The organism is Akkermansia muciniphila, from assembly GCF_030848305.1.
GTDB lineage: Bacteria > Verrucomicrobiota > Verrucomicrobiia > Verrucomicrobiales > Akkermansiaceae > Akkermansia > Akkermansia muciniphila_A.
Genome location: NZ_CP114598.1, coordinates 155,000 through 180,034 on the forward strand (window position 1 = coordinate 155,000; position 25,035 = coordinate 180,034).

General features: G+C 57.2%; 21 protein-coding genes and 1 tRNA gene. 11 read left to right on the forward strand and 11 right to left on the reverse strand.

The features are described from left to right. Positions 1–67 precede the first annotated feature (67 nt). The 4 genes from O4G22_RS00675 (at position 68) to O4G22_RS00690 (ending at position 3,800) form a co-directional block, all read left to right on the forward strand. Positions 68–448 (forward strand): hypothetical protein, encoded by a 381-nt coding sequence (locus tag O4G22_RS00675; RefSeq protein ID WP_094135669.1) that lies wholly within the window; start codon positions 68–70, stop codon positions 446–448. A 118-nt stretch (positions 449–566) separates the two neighbouring features. After that, positions 567–2,702, forward strand: coding sequence for a DNA gyrase/topoisomerase IV subunit A (locus O4G22_RS00680; protein WP_290487659.1), 2,136 nt, complete (start codon positions 567–569; stop codon positions 2,700–2,702). 101 nt (positions 2,703–2,803) lie between these two features. Continuing rightward, a tRNA-Thr gene (locus O4G22_RS00685) sits at positions 2,804–2,878 on the forward strand. Between the two features lie 340 nt (positions 2,879–3,218). Further along, positions 3,219–3,800 (forward strand): putative peptidoglycan-binding domain-containing protein, encoded by a 582-nt coding sequence (locus tag O4G22_RS00690; RefSeq protein WP_306701919.1) that lies wholly within the window; start codon positions 3,219–3,221, stop codon positions 3,798–3,800. A 139-nt stretch (positions 3,801–3,939) separates the two neighbouring features. On the opposite strand, the gene O4G22_RS00695 is transcribed toward O4G22_RS00690, so the two are convergent. Both O4G22_RS00695 and O4G22_RS00700 read right to left on the reverse strand, forming a co-directional pair. After that, positions 3,940–4,323: a hypothetical protein gene (locus O4G22_RS00695; protein WP_300771223.1), complete on the reverse strand. Its 384-nt coding sequence runs from the start codon at positions 4,321–4,323 to the stop codon at positions 3,940–3,942. A 115-nt stretch (positions 4,324–4,438) separates the two neighbouring features. Then, on the reverse strand, positions 4,439–4,765 hold the full coding sequence (locus O4G22_RS00700; RefSeq protein ID WP_306701920.1) for a hypothetical protein: 327 nt from the start codon (positions 4,763–4,765) through the stop codon (positions 4,439–4,441). A gap of 345 nt (positions 4,766–5,110) precedes the next feature. Between O4G22_RS00700 and O4G22_RS00705 the strand changes: the two genes are divergently transcribed. Genes O4G22_RS00705 through O4G22_RS00720 form a run of 4 tightly spaced genes read left to right on the forward strand, consistent with a single transcriptional unit; the run spans position 5,111 to position 11,176 of the window. Further along, a complete protein-coding gene (locus tag O4G22_RS00705) occupies positions 5,111–5,995 on the forward strand; it encodes a ParB/RepB/Spo0J family partition protein (RefSeq protein ID WP_102748988.1) in 885 nt (294 codons plus the stop codon). A 20-nt stretch (positions 5,996–6,015) separates the two neighbouring features. Next, positions 6,016–6,960 carry a M28 family peptidase gene (locus O4G22_RS00710; protein ID WP_306701921.1) on the forward strand — a complete coding sequence of 315 codons (945 nt, stop codon included), beginning with the start codon at positions 6,016–6,018 and terminating at the stop codon, positions 6,958–6,960. A 38-nt stretch (positions 6,961–6,998) separates the two neighbouring features. Beyond that, positions 6,999–8,981 (forward strand): vWA domain-containing protein, encoded by a 1,983-nt coding sequence (locus O4G22_RS00715; protein ID WP_306713892.1) that lies wholly within the window; start codon positions 6,999–7,001, stop codon positions 8,979–8,981. Next, entirely contained in the window at positions 8,978–11,176 is a 2,199-nt protein-coding gene (locus tag O4G22_RS00720) for a hypothetical protein (RefSeq protein ID WP_306701923.1), read from the forward strand. The genes O4G22_RS00715 and O4G22_RS00720 overlap by 4 nt, the downstream gene beginning before the upstream one ends. A 50-nt stretch (positions 11,177–11,226) precedes the next feature. Here O4G22_RS00720 and O4G22_RS00725 read toward each other — a convergent pair whose 3' ends face one another. Beyond that, complete coding sequence (locus tag O4G22_RS00725) at positions 11,227–12,441, reverse strand: hypothetical protein (protein ID WP_306701924.1); 1,215 nt, start codon at positions 12,439–12,441, stop codon at positions 11,227–11,229. Positions 12,442–12,628: 187 nt separating this feature from the next. Here O4G22_RS00725 and O4G22_RS00730 point away from each other — a divergent pair, with 187 nt between their 5' ends. Further along, a complete protein-coding gene (locus tag O4G22_RS00730; RefSeq protein WP_094135651.1) occupies positions 12,629–12,985 on the forward strand; it encodes a hypothetical protein in 357 nt (118 codons plus the stop codon). 24 nt (positions 12,986–13,009) lie between these two features. Here O4G22_RS00730 and O4G22_RS00735 read toward each other — a convergent pair whose 3' ends face one another. From O4G22_RS00735 to O4G22_RS00765, 7 genes are all read right to left on the reverse strand, one after another. Next, a complete protein-coding gene (locus O4G22_RS00735) occupies positions 13,010–13,990 on the reverse strand; it encodes a bile acid:sodium symporter family protein (protein WP_022198683.1) in 981 nt (326 codons plus the stop codon). Between the two features lie 35 nt (positions 13,991–14,025). Beyond that, positions 14,026–15,207: a tyrosine--tRNA ligase gene (gene tyrS, locus O4G22_RS00740; RefSeq protein WP_306701925.1), complete on the reverse strand. Its 1,182-nt coding sequence runs from the start codon at positions 15,205–15,207 to the stop codon at positions 14,026–14,028. Between the two features lie 264 nt (positions 15,208–15,471). Further along, positions 15,472–15,687 carry a hypothetical protein gene (locus tag O4G22_RS00745; RefSeq protein ID WP_297405708.1) on the reverse strand — a complete coding sequence of 72 codons (216 nt, stop codon included), beginning with the start codon at positions 15,685–15,687 and terminating at the stop codon, positions 15,472–15,474. Positions 15,688–15,746: 59 nt separating this feature from the next. Further along, positions 15,747–16,112 (reverse strand): DMT family protein, encoded by a 366-nt coding sequence (locus O4G22_RS00750; protein ID WP_164917489.1) that lies wholly within the window; start codon positions 16,110–16,112, stop codon positions 15,747–15,749. Between the two features lie 15 nt (positions 16,113–16,127). Beyond that, entirely contained in the window at positions 16,128–17,084 is a 957-nt protein-coding gene (locus O4G22_RS00755; protein ID WP_297405707.1) for an ABC transporter permease, read from the reverse strand. Then, on the reverse strand, positions 17,081–17,995 hold the full coding sequence (locus O4G22_RS00760) for an ABC transporter permease (RefSeq protein ID WP_094135640.1): 915 nt from the start codon (positions 17,993–17,995) through the stop codon (positions 17,081–17,083). Before O4G22_RS00760 ends, O4G22_RS00755 begins: the two co-directional genes overlap by 4 nt. A 5-nt stretch (positions 17,996–18,000) precedes the next feature. After that, the gene (locus tag O4G22_RS00765; RefSeq protein ID WP_306701926.1) at positions 18,001–19,860 is read right to left on the reverse strand and encodes a peptide ABC transporter substrate-binding protein; all 1,860 of its coding nucleotides are present in this window, start codon (positions 19,858–19,860) and stop codon (positions 18,001–18,003) included. Between the two features lie 284 nt (positions 19,861–20,144). Here O4G22_RS00765 and O4G22_RS00770 point away from each other — a divergent pair, with 284 nt between their 5' ends. Beyond that, positions 20,145–22,280: an alpha-L-fucosidase gene (locus tag O4G22_RS00770; protein WP_306701927.1), complete on the forward strand. Its 2,136-nt coding sequence runs from the start codon at positions 20,145–20,147 to the stop codon at positions 22,278–22,280. Positions 22,281–22,606: 326 nt separating this feature from the next. Here O4G22_RS00770 and O4G22_RS00775 read toward each other — a convergent pair whose 3' ends face one another. After that, positions 22,607–23,572 (reverse strand): thioredoxin family protein, encoded by a 966-nt coding sequence (locus O4G22_RS00775; RefSeq protein ID WP_306713893.1) that lies wholly within the window; start codon positions 23,570–23,572, stop codon positions 22,607–22,609. 210 nt (positions 23,573–23,782) lie between these two features. On the opposite strand from O4G22_RS00775, the gene O4G22_RS00780 reads away from it, so the two are divergent. Further along, a complete protein-coding gene (locus O4G22_RS00780) occupies positions 23,783–25,006 on the forward strand; it encodes a saccharopine dehydrogenase family protein (RefSeq protein ID WP_306701930.1) in 1,224 nt (407 codons plus the stop codon). The last annotated feature ends 29 nt before the right edge of the window (positions 25,007–25,035 follow it).

Sequence of the window (25,035 nt, forward strand, 5' to 3'; positions counted from 1 at the left end):
AATATATATACTTTTTTCTTGCCAGACCAAAAATAATTGGTTAAGTAAATAATCACTCGTCAACATCATGAATTCCAACGACAGTACCAAAAACAGGAGGCGCTACACGCCCGAAGAAAAACAATCCGTTCTTGATTTCATTGCTGAACGGAAGACTCAAAACAAAAGGGGCGCCCAGAAAGAAGCCTCCGAACGGTTCGGCATCAGCACGGTGACCATCTCAAGCTGGATGAAGGCATCCAAGGTCAAGCGCGGCCGTAAACCCGGCACCAAAAATACAGCCGCTCCCAAAGCGCAGCCTCTCGCAGCCGCCCAGCCCGCCGACCTGCGCCGCCTGGCGGCCGTTCTGGAAGAAATCGCCGAACTTGAAGCCCAGACAGCCAAACTCGACACCCTGCGCGCTGAAGCGGAGGAACTCAGAAACAGGCTGACTGCCAAGCAGGCCTGATTGCTTTTACCGCTTTCTTTCTCCGGAAAACCGGCTTTCCCCAAAACGGGAAGCCGGTTATTTTCTTTATGGAGATCGCGCTTGCCCCCCCGGAACAATTCCTTTAATATCCGCCGTTGTGACTCAACCCGCCCACATCGTTCCCGCGAGTCAGTCTGTGGAAGGCATGTATGCCGACTACTTTCTGGATTACGCCTCGTACGTCATTCTGGAACGGGCCGTACCCAAGATTAATGACGGGTTTAAACCTGTGCAGCGCCGTATTCTGCACGCCATGGACCGCCTGGACGACGGGCGTTATAATAAAGTGGCTAACATCGTGGGAGACACGATGAAATTCCACCCGCACGGCGACCGTTCCATTGCAGACGCGCTGGTGGGTCTGGGACAAAAAGGGCTGCTTATCGACACGCAGGGAAACTGGGGCAATATTCTGACAGGCGACCCCGCAGCGGCCTCCCGCTATATTGAAGCCCGCTTCACCTCCTTTGCGCGTGACGTAGTATTCAGCCCCAAAGTCACGGAATGGCAGCTTTCCTACGACGGCAGGAACAAGGAACCGGTCAGCCTCCCCGTCAAATTCCCCCTCCTTCTCGCTCAAGGGGCGGAAGGCATCGCTGTGGGTCTTTCCAGTAAAATTCTCCCCCACAATTTCAATGAACTGATTGAAGCCTCCATCGCCTACCTGCGCGGCCAGCCCTTCCAGCTTCTGCCGGACTTCCCGACCGGAGGCGTGATGGACGCCACCAACTACCGTGACGGGGAACGCGGCACGGGCCGCGTCCGCATCAGGGCGCGCATCCTTACGGAATCGAAAAAACTTCTCCGCATCACGGAAATCCCGTTCGGCGTCACCACGGAAATTTTAATTGATTCCATTGTCTCCGCTGCGGAAAAGGGAAAAATTAAAATCGCCCGCATTGAGGACAATACGGCCCAGCATGTGGACATTCTGGTCCATCTCCCGGCCGGGACGGACCCGGAGCAGACGAGGAAAGCCCTGTTCGCCTTCTCCGCCTGTGAAGTCAGCATCTCCCCGAATGCCTGCGTCATTGTGGAGGAAAAACCCAGGTTCATGTGCGTCAGCGACATCCTGCGCTACAACACGGACTCCACCAAGGAAATCCTGCGCCAGGAGCAGGAAATACGCCTCAGGGAACTGAACGAGGCGTGGCACCAGGCAAGCCTGGAAAAAATATTCATTGAAAACCGCATCTACCTCTCCATTGAAGATTCCGAAACGTGGGAAGACGTGCTCGGCACCATTGACCGGGAATTGCAGCCGTTTGCATCCCAACTGCGCGCCCCCATTACCAGGGATGACCTGGTGAGGCTGACGGAAATTAAAATCAAGCGCATTTCCAAATTTGACGCCTTCAAGGCGGACCAGCACATCCGCCAGCTTGAAGAGGACATCGAACAAACGCAGAAGAACCTCAACCAGCTTACCAAATTCACTATCCGCTGGTTTGAAGCCCTGCGTAAAAAATACGGCGCCGCCTATCCGCGGAAAACGGAAATTTCCTCCTTCGGTTCCGTAAACCGCGCGCAGGTGGCCGTGGCCAATGAAACGTTGTATATTGACGAAGAAGGCTTCGCCGGCTACGGCGTCAAGAAGGGGAATCCCGTCTGCAAATGCTCTACGCTGGATGACGTGTTGATCATCGACAATGCTGGGGTGCTCAAAATCGTGCGGATTCAGGACAAATTTTTCGCCGGTAAAAATCCCCTTTATATTTCCGTCATCAAAAAAGGGGATGACCCCGTGTTCAACCTGATCTACCGGGACGGAAAAGACGGCCCCGTGTACGCCAAGCGCTTCCGCATAGGAGGGTTCACCAGGGACAAGGAATATCCGCTCACCCGGGGCGCGAAGGGAACGCGCATCTTCCATTTCTCCGTGCATGAAACGGAAGAAAACAGTTCCCAGATAAGCGTAAACGTTTACCTGAAAGCCGTTCTGAAACTCCGTAACCTGATCAGGCCCTTCCACTTCGCGGACCTGAGAATCAAGAACCGCGGAGCCCAGGGAAATATCATTACCAGGCATCCTGTGGAACGCGTCTCCCGCATCATGCCTCCGCCCAGATCCGGAAATGAGGAAACGGAGGGACAAACAACCGCTCCTTCCGCAACAGCGGAACGCCCGGAAAGCCCCCCCTCCACGGAAACGCTGCATACGGAAACAGCCCCCCATTTGGAGGAACCGCCAGCCGATCCGCCGCTGGAACAGGGCTCCCTGTTTGACTCCTGAAGCGTTGTGAATCGCTAAAATGGAGACATCCATGCCTGCTGATCCATTTTCGGCTTGCCACAACGGGCCATCTTCTGTAGATATGGGCACCTCATTACCATGCCGCTTTAGCTCAGTGGTAGAGCACCCGCCTTGTAAGCGGACGGTCGTCAGTTCAAATCTGACAAGCGGCTCCATCATAACCCGCTCAAGGTCAACCCTTGAGCGGGTTGCTTATTGTCAGGCGGGCGTCATTGGCCGTTCCCGCGAATTCCGGCGTGCCGCTTTTTAACGTTCATTATTCGTTAATATTTCCAGCGGAATGCAGCAGCAGACGGAAATAAAGCAGATGCAACATCTGGCATGAGAACCATTCCACTCACGGCCATATCCGTCAGCTTCCAGCAGCGAAGGGTCACTCCACTTTTGGAGCGGTAAGGAGGTTCCGTTGGCAACAACGCCGCCTCAGGAAGCCGTTTTCCCCCTTGAATACGCCTTTATTGCCGTTCCGCCCAACTGAAACCATGATTCGACCCAATGAACACTACAGAAAGAACCATGGCTGCGGCCACCCTGCGCCTGGAAGACAGCCGCGTCACCGGGCCGGATTCCCTGCGCGTTTCCCGCCTTCCCGCCGCCGACAAGGGCGGCAAGTGGGAGATTTGCGGCATTTGCGACGGTATTGAACCGTCCGTGTTTAACAGATTGAAGGCCCTGCTGGATGCCGGAAGACGTGAAGAGGCCTGGGAAGGTTGTCTCCAGTACGTGCTGGATAATACCGCCGCCGTGCGTTCCTGGCTGGGTTCCGCCGCTTATCCTGGCGTTGAATTCATCCTGCGGGATCATTTTTTCAATTCCGGGAGCAGGAATACCGGGAAGATTTTGCAGCGCGCTCTGAATGTCCACGGAGCCGGTCTCACGGTGGACGGGATTCCGGGAAAACAAACCCGTCAGATGCTGCAAACCGTTCTCGCCCGGACTGGAGAGTCCGCGTTTCTTTCCACTCTCTATGAACAGCGCAAGTCATTTTACCATTCTTGCAAACAGTTTCCCGTGTTCGGCACAGGCTGGCTGAACCGCAGCAATGAGGCGTACCGGTTCGCACAATCCCTGGTTTAGGGGGAACCTGCAAAAAACTCCCGGAAAAGGAGGGCAGGAGAATTCAACCATCGTTGCGGCAACCTGCTTCCATGACATCCGGGCAAGGAAAAGCCTCCGTGCAGACATCCGCACGGAGGCTTCCTTTTCATCAACAGGATCAGGAAAACGCCCCGCCTCCCACAAACACTCCCAGCAGACGGCAAAACCGGGAAGCAGGCAATTTTACCAATCTACCGTCCCCCCGCTTGCCATGCTGGGTCAGAATCCAGGGCAGGGAAAAAATCTCCCGTTCATAAGCCAGCAACTCCCGTACATCTCCCGCCAGGAAATGGAGATGCCAGGCATCACACCGGCCCGGTTCAAACCGGAATCGGACATCGACAATCTTTCCGAAAGGCGCGGAGGAATCCACCCTGCGCGCCATCAGGACAAGTTTGGGAGTACGGATATAGACATCCTGGAAGCGTCCGTCCTCCTCCATTTCCTCCACCTTCCGGCCTGCAGCCAAATAATAGGAGGCGGCGGCAAATAAAGCGTTCATAACCAGATTTTATGCCATCACATCCGCCCTGGGCGCTGAATTGATCCCCCCGGAACGGCTCCTGAAAAGCCGTTTTTCCTGAAAACGCCGGGGCAAAAGATTGGACGGCGCCTAGTCACTTGCCCTGCCGGACTTTCCGGATAACCGGAGGGATCTCCGTTTTCGGCTGTTTCTGGAAGTAGGACAGATGCCCCGGTTCCAGCACCAGGCAGGAGCCGTCCCCGCATATCCGTGCCCGCTCCGCAGTCACGTCTACGGTATGCCCGCAGCCGGAGAGGAGGGAGGACGCCGCATAAGCCGCTCCGGTCAGAACCACCCACAAGAGCCGTTCCCACCAGGTCAGTCCGGGGCGGGTTCCGCTTTTTTCATAAGCGTCTTTCATGCCCTGTTTTCCTGCTTCCAGAGCTGCTTTCTTTTGTTCTTCCGTCAAATTGAGTTTCATTTGAAAGAGGGGGTGAGAGGTTCCAGGAATTCTCGCGCGTATTGCGCCGCAACGACTCCGCGGGAGAAAACGGCGTCACGGCCGGACTGTTGATTGCTATTCATTTTGTTCATTTTTTTGTTCATTTCCCGGAAACGGGCCTTTGCCGGAATGGGGCCGGCCCAACGGCATCAGGCCGCTCCCGGACACAAACCATCCTTGCCCTCCCCCTGGGACGGGAGCAACACGCCTGACACGTCCGGAAACAGGAAATATTCCGCCAGATGCAAACGCCGGAATTTCCGCCGCGGATAATAAAATACCCTGTTGAAAACGGAACCGGTTCATGCTAGTCTCTTCCCTGCTATGGCAAAACCGGCTCTGGGGAAAGGCTTTGACGCCCTTATCAATCAAAATCTGTCTCGTGAATCCTTGGCGGCTCCCCAGGCGGGAGACGTTGTGCATCAGCTATCCCATGCCGCCATTATTCCCAGCTCCCTGCAGCCGCGCGCCATCTTCACGCCGGAGCAGCTGGCGGAACTTGTAGATTCCATCAAGGAACACGGCATTATCCAGCCTCTGATCGTCCGTGAAACGCAAAGCGGCAAATATGAACTGATTGCCGGAGAAAGGCGCTGGCGCGCCTCCGGCATCCTGGGGCTGTCCACCGTGCCCGCCATCATCCGGGAGGCTTCCGACAAGGACGTGCTGGAACTGGCCCTGATTGAAAACCTCCAGCGGGAAAACCTCAGCCCGCTGGAAGAAGCCGCCGGCTACATGCGCCTGAAAACGGAGTTCCGCATGAAACAGGGAGACATCGCCAAACGCGTAGGCAAATCCCGCGCCGCCGTGGCCAACAGCATGCGGCTGCTCGATTTGCCCCAGCCGGTTCAGGACATGCTGGGCAATACCTTTATCAGCGTAGGGCATGCCAAGGTACTTCTCTCCCTCAAAAACAAGGACCAGCAAATCCAGCTTGGGCGCGACATCGTCAACAAGGGCTACACCGTCCGCCAGACGGAAAAAGCCATTCAGAAGATGCTCAACCCGCCGGAGCCGGCTCCCGCTAAAAAGCCGTCCTCCCCTCAGTACAAAAAAATTTCCGGCATTCTCGCCAAACAATTCGGAACTCCGGTGAACATCTCCGGCCAGGGTAGCCGGGGTTCCATCGAAATCACCTTCTCCAGCAAAGCGGAATTCATCCGCATTCTTGAGCTTCTGGGCCAGGACGAATGGCCTGATTCCAAGTAAATTTCCTTCCCCCTTTTTTCATGACGCCCCGCATCGGACTTATCCTGTTTACGGCCCTGCTGATGCAGTGCGAAAATCCCGTAAAAACGCCCCTGCCCGGCGCGGAAACCATTCCCGCGCAGATCCGGCAGACGGACTGTTTCAATGGAGGAAATGCTCTGTTCCACGCCGCGCGGATAACGGAAATGGGGAACCGCGCTTCAGGCACCCCCGGCTACCGCAGGCAGATGGACTACCTGAAGGAGGAACTGGCCAAATACGGCTGGACCTGCCGGGAACAGGCTTTTGAGAAGGAAACGCCCCAGGGTCCCGTCCGCTTCGTCAACCTGAGGGCCCGTTTTGGCAAGACGCCCAACTTCCTGGATCCGGTGCGGGGTCTGCTGACCTGCCACATTGACACCAAGCAGGGCATTGACGGATTCACCGGAGCCAATGACGGGGCCTCGGGAGCTGCGGCCATTCTGGAAACAGCCCGTATTCTGTCCGGAGAACCCGCACGCGCCGGAAATTTGGAGCTTGTGTTTTTTGACGGGGAAGAAAGTTTTGCGGAACATATGGACAGCGACGACGGGCTGTACGGTTCCAGGCATTACGCCTCCGCCATGCAACAGCCGCTCCCCAAATGGATGATCAATCTGGACATGGTGGGGCGGCAGGGTAAAAAGATACGCATCCCGTCCATGACGCCCCAATCCATGTACCGGGTTTATTCCCGCGCCATCCGTGACCTGGGTTATTCCACGGAGGAATGGGGGGTATCCGGCTATGCCATCCTGGATGACCACGTTCCCTTCATGGAACGCGGCGTGGATACGCTGAACCTGATTGACGACTTCCAGGACGGCAACTGGTGGCACACTTCCAAAGACAACATCGGCATTCTGGGAGAAAAATCCTTCCAGCAAACCGGGGAAATGACCCTTCATATCCTCCGGCAACTGCTGCCTGACCAGCCCGCCACCTGACCAGACAGCTCTGACCCTCCAATTATCCCTATCCCGCCATGTCCTTCAACTCTCCCTGGCTGCTGTGGGCTCTCTTTGCAGCCTCCATTCCCATCATCATCCACCTGGTCAACCGGTGGCGGCATCGTTCCGTCCCCTGGGCGGCCATGGAATTTCTGCTTCGGGCGGCCAGGGAAACACGCGGAACGAAAAAACTGCTGCACTACCTGATTCTGGCGCTGCGCGTGATGGCCGCAGCTGCACTGGTAACGGCTTTTGCGCGGCCCCTGCTTGGAAGCTTCTTCGGCTGGGGAAGCTCCGGCTTGAACGAAGTCCTGCTGGTTCTGGATCGTTCCGCCTCCATGGATGCCCGTCCGGACAAAACCAGCTCCCTGCGGGATGCCATCCCCCCTCTGGTGGAATCCACTTTCGCGCAGCTCGGCCACTGCCGCCTTTCCCTGCTTGATTCCGCCACCGGAACCGTTACCCAGATTCCCGCTCCGGAAGCCCTGACGGACCTGACTGTAAGCAAGACGACGGATGGCGGCGCAGATATTCCGGCACTTCTGCAAAAAGCCATCCCGTACCTGGAAGAATCAGGCTCCGGAAAGACGGAAATCTGGATTGCCTCGGACATGCAGGCCTCTTCCTGGAAGCCGGACTCCCCACTCTGGCCCGGTGTGCGCCAGAGGCTGGCCGCTCTGCCTCTGCCCCCCTCCGTCCGCATCATGGCCCTCCGCGACAGGCCGGCAAGCAACCGCGGCATCAGAGTCCGTCAGGCTCAGGTGAACAACGGAAAACTGGTGCTGGACCTGGAAGTGCTGCGCCAGGGGTTCAACCCCAACCAGCCGGAGAATGTGCCGGTGCAACTCTCCGTGGACAACTCATCCGCCTCCTCCACGCTGCAACTGGCAGGGGAAAGCGCCTCCATCCGGAAAGAGATCCCCCTGCCGCAGGGCAAGGAATCCGGCTTCGGCTTCGTTGCGCTGCCTCATGACGACTTCACCAGGGATGACATTTCCTTCTTCACCTTCGCCCCCAGGCCTCTCGCCAACATCCTGATTTTCGGCCCTTCGGGAGAAGTGGGGAAAACCCTTTCCCTGATGTCCGCCCCTCCCGGCCTTACCAACAGGAAAGCCACGATGCCCGGCAATACGCGGGAGGCTCAGTCTCATCTGGCCACCCAGTCCATGGTCGTCTGGCATGGGCCGCCGCCGCGCGCGGAAATGGAGAAAAAACTCCAGACCTTCATTGAAGAAGGAGGAATAGTCCTCTTCCTGCCTGACGATACGGAACACGGAACACGGCATTCCTTCCTGGGCGTTTCCTGGGGCGCCACGGAGACGGCTGCGCCCGAACAATACTACCGTCTGGAAACGTGGGACCGGCAAAGGGGATTCCTCCGCGACGGTTCCGATCAAACGCCCATCCCCGCCAACCGTCTCCGCGCCGTGCGCAGGAAGCCCCTGCTGGGCAAATACCGTACCCTGGCCTCCTGGGATGACGGCTCCTGCGCCCTGGCCCAGGTCAGGGCCGGGACAGGTTCCGCCCTGTTCCTGGGGACGCTGCCCAGATATTCCTGGTCCAACCTAGCGGACGGCCACCTGCTGCTCCCCCTGCTCCAGCGTATGGCGGACCGGGGGGCGGAACGCTTTTCCACCTCCATTTCCCTCCGGGTGAATGACGCCTCCCTGCCGCAATCCGCCACAGACACCCCCGTGCGCCTGGATAATGCCCAGGGGAGCCGTCCCTCCGGCTCTCCGGCCGATACGGCGGGCGTGTACCGCCTGGGAGCGCAGACCTACGCCGTGAACCGCCCCTGGACGGAAGACATGCCTGACCAGATTACGGATGAAAAACTCCGCCTCCTTCTGCCGGAAGCTTCCATCAATTCCATGCAGAGTGCGGCGGAAGCCCCCTCCCTGGTGCAGGAAGCATGGAAGCTCTTCCTGTTCTTCTCCCTCGCCAGCCTGCTGCTGGAAGCCCTCCTGTGCCTGCCCGGGCAGACGTCCAAACGCCCCTCCCCCACCACCCGCCCATGAACCTGAGCCTCCACCCTACCGCATCAAGCGTCATCCTGACCGTCCTGGTTATGGCGGCCGGCATCTGGATAAGCCATATCGCCAGCAAACGCAACCGCCGGCCGCTGACATTCAAACTGGAAATCCTTCGCCTGGCAATCCTTGGCTTCATCTGCTTCCTGCTCTTCCAGCCGGAATGGGTCATCACCTCCGCCCCGCAGGAAAAACCCAAGGTTTCCATTCTGGAGGACCGCTCCGGCTCCATGGAAACGCAGGATGTGGAAATATCCCCCCAGCATGTCGTCACACGCACGGCCTACGTGCAGGAACTGCTCAAGGGCAACAGTACGGAATCCCTTAACGACACGCATGTAGTGGAATACGCTACCTTCAGCGCATCTCCCTCTCCGGACTCCCCGGATTACGCTATGTCCGGTACAGACCTGGCCAAACCGCTGGAGGACGCCATGCAATCCTCCGACAATCTCCGGGCGGTCATCATGTTCACGGACGGCAGCCACAACGCATCATCCTCCGTGCTGACGCAGGCCCAGCGCATGCGCACCAGGGGCATCCCCCTGTTCATCATTCCCGCAGGCAGCCCATCCCCCCTGCCGGACCTGGCCCTCCAGGACGTGAAAGCCCCCACCTACGGCATCATTGGGGAAACAGTGCAAATACCCTTTACCATTAAAAGCACGCTGGGCAAGGAAACGCGCGCCACGCTTGCCATGACTTCCAGGGATACAGGAAAAACCGTCACCCGCACGGTCACTATTCCGGCCCAGGGGGAGGTGTCCGACGCCGTTCTGTGGAAAATAGAAAAAGAAGGGGCGGAAACGCTGGAACTCAAACTCCCCGTCCAGCCCCAGGAACGGATGCACAATAATAACGCCTCCTCCTTCAGCATCTCCGGCAGGAGGGAATCCATCAAAGCGCTGGTCATCGACACCCTGCCGCGCTGGGAATACCGCTTCATCCGGAACGCCCTGTACCGGGATCCCGGCGTGGACGTGCATACCCTGCTCTTTCATCCGGGACTGGAAGAAATGGGGGAAGGCCCCGGGTACCTGGTCAAATTCCCGGACAAGATGGAAGACCTGGCCCGGTATGACGTCATCTTCATCGGCGACGTGGGGCTGGGCTCCAAAGGTTTGACGGCAGAACAGGCCTCCCTGCTCAAAGGCATGGTAAAAAACCAGGCCTGCGGCATCGTCTTCCTTCCCGGCTATCAGGGCAGGCAAATGGAACTCCTGAAATCCGAACTGGGAGATCTGATACCCGTTACATTCCTTAACGCCAAACCGGAGGGGACAACCCAGCCCTCCCCCTCCCCTCTCATCCTGACGCCGGAAGGCCGCGGCTCCCTGCTCACCATGCTGGCGGATACGGAGGACGAAAACGAAGAAGTATGGCGCAATCTGCCGGGCTTCAACTGGTACGCCCCCGTGGAACGGCCCAAAGCGGGAAGCACTGTCCTGGCCGTGCATGCGGCGGATAAGAATGCCTATGGCCGCATTCCCCTTATTGTCACCCAGTCTTACGGCCACGGGAAAGTCCTCTTCATGGGCACGGATTCCGCCTGGCGATGGCGGCGCGGGGTGGAGGACAAATACCATTACCGTTTCTGGAGCCAGGTAGCCCGCTGGATGAGTTACCAGCGCAACATGGCCGCCGGGGAAAGAATACGTCTGATTCCCACCCCGGAACGCCCCCGGCCGGGAGACACGCTGACCGTCACCGCCATGGTTTCCGACAAACTGGGGGCCCCCCTCCAGAATGGAGAGGTTTTCCTGGACATTACGGCTCCGGAAGGGAGCTCCAGCCGCGTGCAAATGGACACGATGGACCATACATGGGGCTCCTTTACCGCCTCCGTTAAAATCAATCGCCCCGGCACCTGGAAACTCACCGCTTCATCTTCTGCGGAACCGGATAAATCCGTTACGCTTTCCGTCATCACCATGAGTGAAACGCTGGAAAAAATCGGCAGCCCCGTCAATACCGCGCTCATGGAGGAAATGGCCTCCATCACACGCGGGCGCATGGTGAAAGCTGAGGAAATACAGCGGCTCATTAAGGAAATCAGGGATCTCCCGGTGCCGCCGCCCATGGAAACGCGCATCCTGCTCTGGTGCAGCCCGTATACGCTCTTCACCCTTCTCCTTCTGCTTACCCTGTTCTGGATAGGGAGAAAACTCAACGGCACCATTTGAACCGCAGGTTTCCCGCATCTGCCCGGCAGTTTTTTTCCCTTCCTTTCCCGTCATTTTTCCGCGGACTTCCCGTCCGCGGCAGCAGAAGCCGGCTGAGAAAATCTCAGCCTCAATCCCATTTTTTTCCAGGCGGCCGCCATTTCCCCCTGTACCTCTTCCGGAGTTTTGCCATCCAGCAAAACAGCACGCGCCTTCCCGCCGCCCTCCGCATCACGGACCTTCAAATAGCTTCTGAGGCGCTCCGCCTTTCCGTTCCCTTCCAGATGGCTCCAGTAAACCATCCATAACAAATCGGCCCAATACTGAAGCTTTCCTTCCCTGGTGGGAACGCCATGCTCCGCGGCGGAATGCACGGCATCCCTGTCCAGCATGTCCGCCAGGGCCGGCAAAGCCTCTCTGCCCGTGCGGACGGCGCGCGGGACCATCGTGGCCAGCCTTTCCGGAATCTTCCGGAGTACCAGCGCTTCCTTCTCCATGGGAAGAAAAGCCATGTACGCGGAAAAGCCGTCCACCAGCCAGTGGTCCCAATCCATGGACTGCGCCGCCCAGTGCGTGACGGCAAAGCGCGGATCCAGTTCATCCGGTTTCAGCAGCCTTCCCTTTTTATCGCGCAACAACAGGGCCGTAAAACTGGTAGGGGAAAACTTGAGATGCCCGTTCCGCAGGCCAGGCGCCCCGTTGAAATCCTCTTCCCGGAAACATACCCTCACCAGATACTTGCGGGAAGGCCGGCGGGCCACCGCCAGATTCAACGGAACAGACGCCAGGGCAGACAGAACGGTTTCAAAGCGCCGGGCCAGGGCCATACGCTCCGCTTCCGGCAGCTTTCCGGGAGACTCTATAATGAAATGATCCGTTTCATACATGCTCAATTCCTCCGTCTCCTGTACGGTTTTTACCAGCAGGAAACCGGGAACGGCCACCCTCTCCGGCCAGGGAACATCCCAATTCGGCTCCAGAGGAACGTATCGGCTGCCGGAATCTCCCTGCGCAGGAGGGTTCTCCGCCCCTGCATCCGTATCCGGAAGCGTCCCGTCAGACTTTGCCCATTCCAGAATATATTCCTGATCGGCTCCGGAAAAAATATTCCGGGGAACAGCCACCACGCGCCCGTCCTGAAGCTTCAAATCCACCTCCGCATCACGGACGGCCACCAGCACGGCTACGACGGTAGCGCTCCGGTCATTCGTCCAAATACGCGCCCGGGCGCTTCCAGCCAGGCTCAGCCCCGCCAATACGGACAGTATCTTTACAGGTACGGTCATAGGGTTCCCTTTGCCCGCACAAGCTATCACATTGTCCCGCAGACGCAACCCTTTTTCCATCCCCCTCTCTTCCAGAACCTGTTCCTTGAAAAGAATATGGGAAAGGAATCCTCCGCAGCCTGTCCCCCGGAGGGGTTGACACGCTCCGGCAAAACCCATAATCTTAGGGAAGGAAGGAAAAGAAAGCATGCATATCAGTCCCCTCAGAAAAAATATTCCGTTGACTGTCGTCACCCTGGCGGCCCTGGGCATCATGTTTTTCCTGTTCTTCATGCATCCCGCCTCTACGGAAGAATCACTGGAATTCTATGCGCCGGACGGCAACATCGCAGGCTCCTTCCGGGTGGAAATCACGCATGCGCCTTCCAACCCCGCCTATACGGAAGTAACAATCATCCCGGAAGATATGGAATCCTTCCAGCGGTTTTTGACCCAGTTCCGCAATAAACCCGTTACCGCAAAAATTCCTTCCTGCGGCAGCCACATCATTGTTCCGGGCCGGGACATGCAATACGACGGCGTCCTGCGCCTGACCGGACACTGAGAGGGCGGGCAGACAAAGGTCCTCTTAAAGTTGCTCCCCTTTTCCCACATCCTTCGCCCACTTCCGGGCCAGGAAGGAGCAGACCATTAACTGGAGCTGGTGGAACACCATGATGGGAATCACCAGCAGTCCGATGGGGGCTCCGGCAAAAATCACGTTCATCATCGGAATGCCGGTAGCCAGGCTCTTTTTGGAGCCGCAGAAAATAATCGCAATGCGGTCCTCGCGGGAAAAATGAAGCCTGCGGGAAAGGAAAGCCGTCAGCCACAGGGCCGCGGCCAGAAGGAGGCCGCAAAAAGCCAGGACCTCCACCAGGGAAAGCCAAGGCAGATTTTTCCATACGCCGTTAATCATCGCATGGCTGAACGCCGTGTAAATAACCAGCCAGATGGTGCTGTGGTCTGTCCAGGAAGTAAGGTTCCGGTGCGCGACCACCCATTTGCCGATCCAACGCTGGGCGAACTGGCCGGCCACAAAAGGCACCAGAATAATATAGCAGATGTTCAGAAAAGTGGAAAAATCCACGCCTCCTTCCCCTCCGCGAGACCACACCAGCCCCACCAGCAAGGGGGTGAGGAACACCCCCAGCAGGCTGGAAACGGAGGCGGAGCAAATGGCCGCGGCCACATTGCCGCCCGCCATGGAAGTGAACGCTATGCTGGACTGCACGGTGGAAGGCAGCATGCACACGTACAGCATGCCCATGCACAAATCCGGCCCCAGCACACGACTCCACAAGGGCATGCTGACCATGCCCAGCAGGGGGAAAATGACAAAGGTGCTCGCAGCCACCAGCCCCTGAAGGCGCCAGTGCATCAACCCTTCCCATACGGAACGGCGGGAAAGCTTGGCCCCGTACAGGAAAAAAAGCAGAATGATGGCTGCATCGCTCAGGCGGCTGAACACTGTATCCCATACTCCGGAACAGGGAACCAGAATCCCCGCGCCCACACTGACGATGAGGCCGATAGTGAAGCGATCCAATTTGGCAAGGAATCCCGGCATGGAAAAGGGAAAAGGTCAATGCCGCCTCCGGCGTTCTATTTGAAACGCACAGCATGCTTCTTGCTCAGGCGCAGGACGCTGCCCGGAGCCAGTTCCAAAACGGCGGAGGGATCTGTCATTTTCACATCATTCAACTGGATGGCGCCGGGCGCGAAATGCTCCTTGCGGAGAACACCATTGGATTTTTTCACCTGGAAAACGTTTTCAAACAGGAAGGAAACCAGGGCCAGGGCATTCATGCCGGCAGGCAGGGAGGCAATCTCCACTTCCGGCAAATCCGCGGCGGCCAAGTCCCTCTTGGAAAAACGGGTTTCCCAGTCAGAACGCGCGGCATCCGCAACGGCGGAATCATGATAGCGGGCCGTGATTTTCCAAGCCAGGAGCTTTTTGGCTTCCATCGGATGCAATCCCATGTCCCGCTTCTCGCCCAGCAGCACCAGGTAATAGCGGTCCATCAGTTCGTCGCTGGCGCTCATCATCTTGCCGAACATCATCTCCGGCGCCTCATCCACGCCCACGTAATTCCCGTAGGACTTGGACATCTTCCGCACGCCGTCCAGACCTTCCAGAAGAGGCATCGTCATGGCGATCTGCGGCAGCATGCCTTCCTCCTTCTGAAGGTCGCGGCCCACCAGAATGTTGAAAAGCTGGTCCGTCCCGCCCAGTTCCACATCCGCGCGGATTTCCACGGAATCCCAGCCCTGCATAATCGGATACTGCATCTCATGCAGACGTACCTCCCTGCCGCTCTCCACACGGGCCTTGAAATCCTCCCGGGCCAGCATCTGCTGCATGGTCACGCGGGAATTAAGCCTCAGCACTTCCTCATACGTCATCTTGCGGAACCAGTCCCCATTGTACACGATCTCCGTTTTGTCACGGTCCAGAATCTTGAACGCCTGCTTGGTATATGTCTTCGCATTCTCCAGCACCTGTTCACGGGAAAGGGGGGGGCGGGTCACGGAACGTCCGGAAGGGTCGCCGATCGTGGCGGTGAAATCCCCGATGAGCAAAACAGCCTGGTGGCCAAGTTCCTGGAACTGGCGCAATTTCTCAATAGCCACGGTATGGCCCAAATGGATGTCCGGAGCAGTAGGGTCCACGCCCAGCTTCACGCGCAGGGGGCGGCCCAGCTTGAGGCGCTCCTTCAGCTCTTCGCGGCTGATCACGACGGCGGTACCGCCCATCAATATGTCTAATTGCTCATCTATAGTCATTGATCTGGCGCATAGAGTGCCGGGGGCGCCGCGCCTTTTCAAGCCTATATCCTGTGCACGGCTCATCGAACGCGATCAGGGAGTTCCCGCCACCGGTCCCGACAGGAGGAAAAAGGAACGGAAGAACAGGAGCGGATTCCACCCCGGAGAGCGGAATAAACGACACCCCGGTGCAGGATTTTTCCCCGCGCGGCCCTCCCGCCTGTTCCATATCACAAGAATGATACCCGGCCTCCTTCCTGCTGCGGAAGCTCCCCGCAAACTCTACAGAAGCTGGTACAGGCGGGGATAGGAAGCGTGGTTGGCGGTTATGTAATGCGGGCGCGGCTTGGGAACCGGCCTTGTCCGCCTGTGATTCCAGCCGTCACGATCATGATGATCATGGCGCGGCGGCCCGGAACGGTAATAATCATGCTCGTGGTGGCAGCCTGCGGCCAGAACGATTGAGGCTGCCGCGGCAAAAACAGGAATGATGTTCATCTTCATCTTTCTTCATGGTAAGACAGCCCGGCGACGGGAATGCGAACGGAAAAAGTCTGTCACCCGAGCAAACGCTCCCTGTTAACGAAGAAAACGGCCCCCAATACACATAAAAACGCCCACAGGTAATCCCACTTCCATTTTTCTCCGATGTAGAACAGGGCGAAAGGAATAAACACGCACAGGGTAATCACCTCCTGCATAATCTTGAGCTGGGCCACGTTAAGCCCGCCCGCACTGCCCAGGCGGTTGGCGGGAATCATGAAGCAATATTCAAAGAACGCCAATCCCCAGCTCATCAAAATAATCATCAGCAGAGGCTTGTCATCCGCCCCGGAACCCTTCTTCAGATGGCCGTACCACGCCCACGTCATAAAAACGTTGGAGACCACCAGCATGGAAATCGTTAACGCAATCTTCATGATTTTTACTTAAAAATATCAATCCCTGGAGGACTTGGGATCCAGAGCGTCCCGCAAGCCGTCCCCCAGGAAATTCAGCGCCAGCAGGGTAGCTGAAAACAGGAGCGCCGGGAACAGAAGCAATTCCGGACTAACCTCCATGCGGTCCGCACCTTCCTTAATCAGCGTTCCCCATGAGGAATTGGGAGCCTTCACGCCCAGCCCCAGAAAGGACAGAACGGCTTCCAGCAGCATGATGCCGGGAACGGCCAGCGTCGTGTACACGATGACGGTTCCGAACAAATTCGGAGCAATATGGCGGAACAGAATTTTCATGTGACCAATGCCCAGGGAGCGGGCGGCTTCCACGAACTCCTGCCCTTTCAGCTCCATCGTCTGCGTGCGGACAATGCGCGCCAGCGTCAGCCAACCCAAAGCGCCGATGGCGATGAACAGGGGAATCAGCCCGGTCATGGGGCTCACCATTTCCACAGACCAGCCCGTCATGCCGGAAACCCACTGCGTCAGCCTCCGGGCCGGCTCCTCCACGGACAGGGAAAAAATAATCACCAGCACAATGAACGGCAGGGCAAAAAGCACATCCACCAGGCGCATCATCAGGGCGTCCAGCCTGCCTCCGGCATAACCGGAAACCAGTCCGTACGCCACGCCGATCACCAGGGAAACGCCCGTGGCGACCACGCCCACCAGCAGGGAAATGCGGCCGCCGTACAACACGCGCGCCAGCAGATCCCGCCCAAGCTGGTCCGTGCCGAACCAATGCCCCCAGGAAGGGCTTTCCGCAATCCGGGACAAATCCTGCACATTAGGATGCGGAAGCCACGGCAGCAGGGGCCCCAGAAAACAGACCGCCGCAATCAGCGCCAGCGCCAGCAGGGAAAACATGGCCGCCCGGTTGCGGGAAAGACGCAAAAAGGCGTCCTTCCACAGGGAGGAACCCTGTTCCTCCGTCCTGTTCCATCCTCTTCTTCTCATGATTCCTTTCTCAATCTCGGGTTGACGGCCATTTGCACCAGGTCCACACCCAGATTGGCCGCGACGATCAGAATACCGTAAAACAGAACAAGGCCCTGGATGAGAAAATAATCCCGGTCCGTTGTCGCGTTCACGAAATGCTGGCCCATGCCGGGAACCTGGAAGCAGGTCTCCACCACAAAGGAACCGGTAATCATGGCGGCAAAAGCAGGCCCCAGATAGGAAAGGGCCGGAATCAGGCCGCCTCGCAAAGCGTGCTTCCAAACCGTACGGAAAGGCCCCGCCCCCTTGGCCCGAGCCGTCCGGATAAAATCCTGCCCCAGCACTTCAAGCATGCCGCCGCGCGTCAGGCGCGCCAGATATGCGGCATTCACCAGACCCAGCGTCAAAGCCGGGAGCACCACGCAACCGGGAGAATCCCATCCGGCTACACTCAAGCCGGGCACATGCATGCCCAGAGCCACGCCCAGCACCGGAGCCACGACAAAGGCGGGAATGCAGATGCCGGCCATGGAAACCAGCATCACCCACCAATCCATCCACCGGTTCTTGTACAGAGCCGCCACGATTCCGGCGGGAATCCCCGCCAGAATGGAAATAGCCATGCCTATGACGCCAAGCTGGAGGGAAACAGGAAATGACTGGCCGATCATATCCGCCACGCTGACGCCTTCCTTCACCAAAGACGGTCCCAGGTCGCCATGCGCCAGCATGTTCCACCAGTAACGCCCGTATTGAACCAGGGAGGGCTGATCCAGCCCGTAACTGGCCTGAAGCTGCTGGAGGACATGCTCCGGCAGCTTCTTTTCCCCCATGAAGGGGTGCCCCGGCAACAGGCGTATCAGGAAAAACGTCACGGTCTCCAGCACCAGCAGGACCAGAAGCCCCTGCCCCAGGCGTTTCAGAATCATCCTGGTCAAGGCGCGGCCTCCTTCCCATGTTCCCGGTCGGCGTCCAGGCTGATATCCTCAAACAAATGGTTGTCCAGCAGCAGGGGACGCCACCCACGCACCTCCGGCCTCTTCAAATAGGACCGTTTGGCCCAATACAGGGGAATCACCGGGGATTCGGAAAGCATCAGCGCTTCCGCACGGGCCAGCAGGGCCATGCGCTTCTCCTGGTCTCCCGTGGCGCGGCTCTCCGCCAGCAGGCGTTCATACTCCGGATGAGACCAGCCCGTATTATTGTTCCCGGAGGCGGAACCCCACAAATCCAGAAAACTGGAAGGGTCCAGATAATCCCCGGACCATGAGGAGGAACTAAAATCATACTGCATGGAATTCTGCGCGAACTTGTAGGCCGTCCACTCACAGGAACGGATATCCACATGAATCCCCAGATGCTTTTTCCACATGCCCTGGATGGCTTCCGCCATCGTCTTCTGAACTTCGCGGGATGTAGTCATCAGCTCCAGCCGGGGAAACCCCTTCCCGCCGGGAAAACCGGCCTGGGCCAGCAGGGAACGCGCTTTCTCCGGATTGAACTCCACCCCATGCGGCGTCTTGTATCCGGCGCCGTCCGGCGTAAAGCCGAAGCACGGCTGGCCGCCGCCGCACACCACATCCCGCACCAGGGCCTCCCGGTCCACCGCCAGGGAAAGGGCCCGCCTGACCCGGGTGTCATCCAGAGGCGCACGCGACGTATTCAGACGGTAAAAAATAGTCACGTAATAATCATCCTGGCAAAAATCATCCCCTCCGCGCTCCCGGGCATAAGCCGTCATCTCCGGAGGCACATTGTTGGTGACATGAAGCTTGCCGTTGAAAAACATGCGGGTTTCCGTAAAGCCGTTCACGGTAGGAAGAAAACGGACTCCATTCAGCCGGACGGCGGAAGCGTTCCGGTACCGGGGATTGCGGCGCACCTCCACATAATCATTGAACCGGTGCTCCGCCATGAGAAAAGGTCCGTTCCCTACGGCCGCTCCGGGCCGCATCCATCCCCCCGTCCTGTCCAGCATGCCGCCGCGGGCTTCCACGGCATGGCGGGGAACCGGGAACCAGGTGCAGTGAAGCAGCAGCAGGGGAAGCTGGGGCATCGGGGAACGCAGCTCCATCTCCAGGGTATAATCATCCGCGGCGCGCACGCCCACGCGGGCTTCCTCCCATAAATCCGGCTTTCCGGCCCGAACATCCTCCAACATCCGCGCCGCAATCTTCCGCGCTCCTTCCTCCGGCATCCCGGCCGGCCACTCCATCAGGGAAGGAGCATCCCGCAGAGCCTCCAGCTCACCGGCTCCCATGCCGTCCAGCCTCTCCCAATCCACCCCGGCCAACACTTTCTCATCCAACCCCTCTTCCCCGGCCAGCCGGGAACCGGGACCGCACAGCAGCAGGCTGCGCCTGTTCCGGTTATAGGCTTCCGCATTCTTCAGCGGATAAAGCATGTCCGCGTACCTCCCGCCAAACCCCGGATGAAGCAGGCGATGATAGGCATAAACGAAATCATGAGCCGTCACAGGAACGCCGTCGCTCCACACGGTTCCCTTCCGCAGGGCAAAACGCCACTTGTCCGCCTCCGGACTGTGCGTCCACGACTCCGCCACAGCGGGATGAAAAACGGCATCATCCCTGGAATCCCCGCGCAGCAGCCCCTCCATGACGGCATTGATCATCTTGAAATCGGAAACGGAAGTGGCGATGTGGGGGTCAAAACTCTGGGGCTCCGCATTATTGCCCACGATGAGCACTCCTGCCTCCTGAGCCCGTTCCACGCTCGTGCGCGTATCGCATCCGGCGAGCAAAAGCATCACACAGAACATCATGAACAGGCGCATGGCGGGATTCTGTCAGGTTTCCTTCCCGTACGCAAGGCTTCACGTCAAGAAATACGGCGGCAAATCCACAACGGCCGGAGCGCCCGACCAGGAGCGGAAGGCCCCCCGGAACCTTTATCCCGCCCGGCTCTCAGTTCTGCGGCTTAACAATATATTTTCTTTCGTACGATCATCATACACATAAAATTTCACGGAAAGAAAGAAGCCCCTCTTCCTTGTTGGTCTTTTATAAAACGGGGGGGTTTATCCTGTTCCCCCGGTTATTCCTCCTCTAAATCTTTCCCATGTTTAAATTCAAACACCGAACATCCCGTATCTTGACCGTACTCGTGGGGATAATCTCCATTCAGGCAGGAAATGCCGTCACCGCCTCGTGGCTCAGACCTTATATTAATGGTGAAGAAATAGTCGGAACTACGCTGGAAAGCCGTTACAGCGCGCCTGACGGAGAATCCGCCAATCCCGTAATCCGGTGGGAAAAAGCAGATGTCCGGGACGGAAAAACCGTAGTGGTTCAGCAGGGCCGTGATGCGGAATCCTACACCCTGACGGACAAGGATGCAGGAAAATATTTCCGGATTATTGTGGGCTGCGGAACCAAAGACGCGGCTGCCAGCCAGTGGATCGGCCCGGTCATCACGGAAAAACAGGCGGAAAGCATCAATAACCGTTTCCATCCCGGCAGGAGCTACCGGGAAAATGTGGACGAGCTTCAAAAAGAACTATCTGAAAAACTCCGAAACGCCGTATACTTTACCGTAAATACGGACAAGCTGCATGGAGCTCCCTGCGCGATGGCCGGAAATAAACGAATCCCTCTGCCCGAAGATATCAGACCTTTCCGGGAAAACGGGAAAATCTATATCAGCCAACCCTTTGTACAGGCCGTTTTCAACAGGGAACTGCCCGATGAAATCATGGAGGAAGCAGCCGGACAGAAAGCTTATGAAATAAATAATGTGGCCAGGGTTCTGCAACTCAACCTCTGGCTGGGAGACAAGGCAAAATCTCCCGTACCAAACTTTCGCATGCAGCCCATGGCGGAAGGGCTGGTGATTCTCTCTCCTGAAAAAGACATCTTCTCTCCAGTAGAAGACCGTGACCTGATTAATGAAGCCGTCAACGGACTCTTCGATTTCAAGGCCGATAATAAACAGTTAAAATGGTTTCGGGATGCCAAATTCGGCTTGTTTGTTCACTGGAACCCTTCTTCCCTGCTGGAACGGGAAATAAGCTGGGAACGCAATGCTGCGCGTCCCAAAGACAGCGCCAGCGGCCATAACAATACTGTAGACTTTGAGTACGACTCCGCCCACCGCCGCTTCACCCCCAAGCAATATGACCCCAGAAAATGGATGTCCGTCGCCAAAAAAAGCGGTATGAAATATGCCGTGCTGACCACCAAGCATCACGACGGCTTCTCTAACTTCCCCTCCGACTACGACACGTTCACCATTGCCGCCACTCCCTACGGCAAAGACATCGTGGAACAATTCGCGGCGGCAGTTCATGCGGCCGGGCTCAGACTGGGATTTTATTATTCTGGACGAGACTGGTACAATCCCTACTACTTGACCGACCAGCACTACCGCTATCTGGAATACTACTTCGGCCAGGTCAGCGAACTGCTCACCCGCTACGGCCAGGTGGATGTGCTCTGGTTCGACAGCCTGGGCAATAGCTCCCTCAACCAGTGGGATCCCCGCACTATGATGCGCCGCATCAAGCAGTACCAGCCGGACATTCTGATCAACAACCGCATGAACAGCACCCGCGGAGGCAATAAGGAACCGCTGCCCGACGACCTGAAAGGGGATTTCCTGACGCCGGAATGCAAGCTAGGCCCCTTCAATACCCAAACGCCCTGGGAAAGCTGCATGACCGTAGCGGATATCCCCGGCACCCGCTGGACGGGCAACTGGTCCTACACATCCAAGGCAATACCCAAGCCCGTCGAAACCTCTATCAGATTCCTGATCAATAACATTGTCAAGGACGGCAACCTGCTTTACAACATCGGCCCCACTCCACTGGGAACATTTGATCCGAAACAGACTGAAACTTTCCTGTCCATGGGAAAATGGATTGCTCTCTACAGGGAGGCTATTTACAACACCCGCGGAGGCCCCTACAGGGACCAGCCATGGGGAGGCAGCTGCTACAGGGCGGATCACAACGGCAAAAAAACCGTTTATCTTCACGTCAGCCCGCTGATTGCCCGACAAGGAAAAGAGCTAAAGGGAAATACCCCCCTGTTCATCAAAGATATCGGGGAAAAATTCACGAGAGCGACCCTCATTGTGGACGGCATCGGAAACGGAAAAGCCGTCAGGCTTGAAAAGGAAGGAAACCAGTACAAAATCACTTTGCCCGAGGGTGTCACCTGGGACAGGTTGGACACCGTCATCAAACTTCAATAACCCAACAGCATGCTATTCCCGCACTCTCTCCTGGACCGGATTTTTAATGCCGGAGAAGAGTGTTGCCGCCACACGACACTCTTGCTTAGCCCATATACCCGACCTGACGGAATCGGCAGCGAATCCTGACTTTCATCACTCCCGCAGCAGGATGCGCCGGCAACGCGTGCCGCAGGAAAACAGCGGCCTTCATGAGCCACCATGTCTCCTTTCCGTCATCCCTTTTGAGTAACCGGAGAAACAGAGGGAAAGCAAAAACCCCGCAACGGCAGAAAACCGTTGCGGGGCCGATTCCCAAATCAGGGGAAAGGAAAAAGCAGCTTTAATTATTTGCTCTGCGCTTTTTTGGCGGCGTCAATCTGGGCCTTGATCTTATCCTTGTTGGCAAGAACGCCGGCCTTGATGCGAGGGGCCTGCATCCCGATTTCCGTTCCCGGCTTCAATTCGGCCACCTTATCCAGAATCAAAACGGCGCCGTCCACATCACCGGTGGAATTCAGATAGGTTCCGAACTCCATCATCAGCAACTGCTGCTGTGTTTCCGGCAGAAGCTTGTCACGGTCGGGATACGCCTTAACCACCTGAAGGGCTTCCGCAGGCGTCGTCTTGTCCGTCAGCTTGCCGGCAAGATAATTCTGCACGTCCTTCTGTTCCTTTTTAAGCAGGTCAGCATGGGCGTCTGCAGCTTTCAAGCCGGACTTGTCCTCTTTGTCCAGCTTCTTGATTTCCGCTTTCACGTCACCATAAAAATTGTCCACATATTCCTTAGGAGCCAGCTTGAGCACTTCCATCAAAGCGGCAACCTTCGCTTCATCCGTAGCAGCCTTGGCGACATTCGCTTCCGCGGCGCTTAGCGCTTCCTTGTTCTTCAGGGCATCCTGCATGGCTTTCATGACATCATCCCCGGAACGCCCCCCGACAAATCCCCCAAAAGGCTTGCCGGAAGCGTCCGCAAACACAACGGTCGGGAATCCCCGCACGCCGTACTGCTGGGCAAGTTTTTCATTGGCGGCTTTCATTTCCTTGGACTGTTCCTTGCCGCGCGGATAATCCAGCTCCACCAGAACGAAATTTTTCTGCGCTTCCTTCTGGAAGTCCGGCTTGCTGAATACGTTGGCGCGGAGCTGCATGCAGGGAGGGCACCAGTCGGAACCGGTGAACTCGATCATTAAATCCTTTTTCTGTTCGGCGGCCTGTTTTTTGGCGGCATCCATATCGGTAATCCACCCTTCCGCGGCAAAACAGGGAGCGACGCAGGCGGCAACAACTACTGGCAGAATTTGTCTAATCATATCTACAATTTGATATTGTAAAATCGGACAGCCCGCGTCAATCCCTTGTTCAATAATTTTTGGAAAATTCCAGACGGAAAGCATTTCCCGGGAAAAAATGCTTTCCGGAAACCAAAGTCACAGCCGGGCCGAACCGAAGGGAAAAGGGTATTGTCGCACAAAATCAGGGGTTGCCTTTCAGCCTGTTTTCACTTATGTACTGAACCTATCATGAATACGGTTTTAATCATTGGAGCAGGCGGCGTTGGACATGTGGTAGCCAATAAATGCGCCCAGCTGCCGGACATTTTTCAAAGCATTCATCTGGCCTCCCGCACGAAAAGCAAATGCGATGCCGTTGCGGAGGACGTACGCTCCAGAACGGGCGTCAGCATCACTACCCATTCCGTAGATGCGGACGACGTGCCCGCTACCGTGACCCTCATCCGGGAAATCAAGCCGCAGCTGCTGATCAACGTGGCCCTGCCCTACCAGGACCTCACCCTGATGGAAGCCTGCCTGGAAACCGGCGTCAACTACCTGGATACCGCCAACTATGAACCCCGTGACGTAGCCAAATTCGAATACTCCTGGCAATGGGCGTACCAGGAGCAATTCCGCAACGCCGGGCTTTTCGCCCTGCTGGGTTCCGGCTTTGACCCCGGCGTCACCAATGTCTTTACGGCATGGGCCCTCAAGCATCACTTTGATGAAATCCATACGCTGGACATCATTGACGTCAATGGCGGCAATCATGGCAAGGCTTTCGCCACCAACTTCAACCCGGAAATCAACATCCGGGAAGTAACGGCGCCCTGCCGCCACTGGGAAGAAGGAGCCTTCCGGGAAACCGCCCCCATGAGCATGCACCGGAGTTTCGCCTGCCCGCAGGAAGTGGGCACCTATGAAATCTACCGCATGTACCATGAAGAAATGGAAAGCCTGGTCAAGCACATCCCCACCATCCGCCGGGCTCAATTCTGGATGTCCTTCTCACCGAACTACCTCAAGCACCTGGAAGTGCTTCAGAACGTGGGCATGACCCGCATTGACCCGGTCATGTACAACGGAGTTGAAATCATCCCGCTGCAATTCCTCAAGGCCGTACTGCCGGACCCCGGGGACCTGGGCAAGACGACCAGGGGAAAAACCTGCATCGGCAACGTCATCACCGGAATCAAGGACGGCCAATTCAAGGCTGTGTACATTTACAACATTTGCGACCATGAACAATGTTTTGAAGAAGTAGGTTCCCAGGCCATTTCCTATACCACCGGGGTTCCGGCCATGATCGGCGCGGAAATGATCCTTACGGGCAAATGGACTGGCGCGGGAGTCTTCAACATGGAACAAAATGATCCGGACCCCTTCATGGACGAACTTAACAAGCGCGGCCTTCCCTGGCACTGCGTGGAGCTCACGGAAGAACAGGCCAAAGCCCTGCAAGTCCAATAATAACCAACGGAAGCCTCATCATCAAGAGC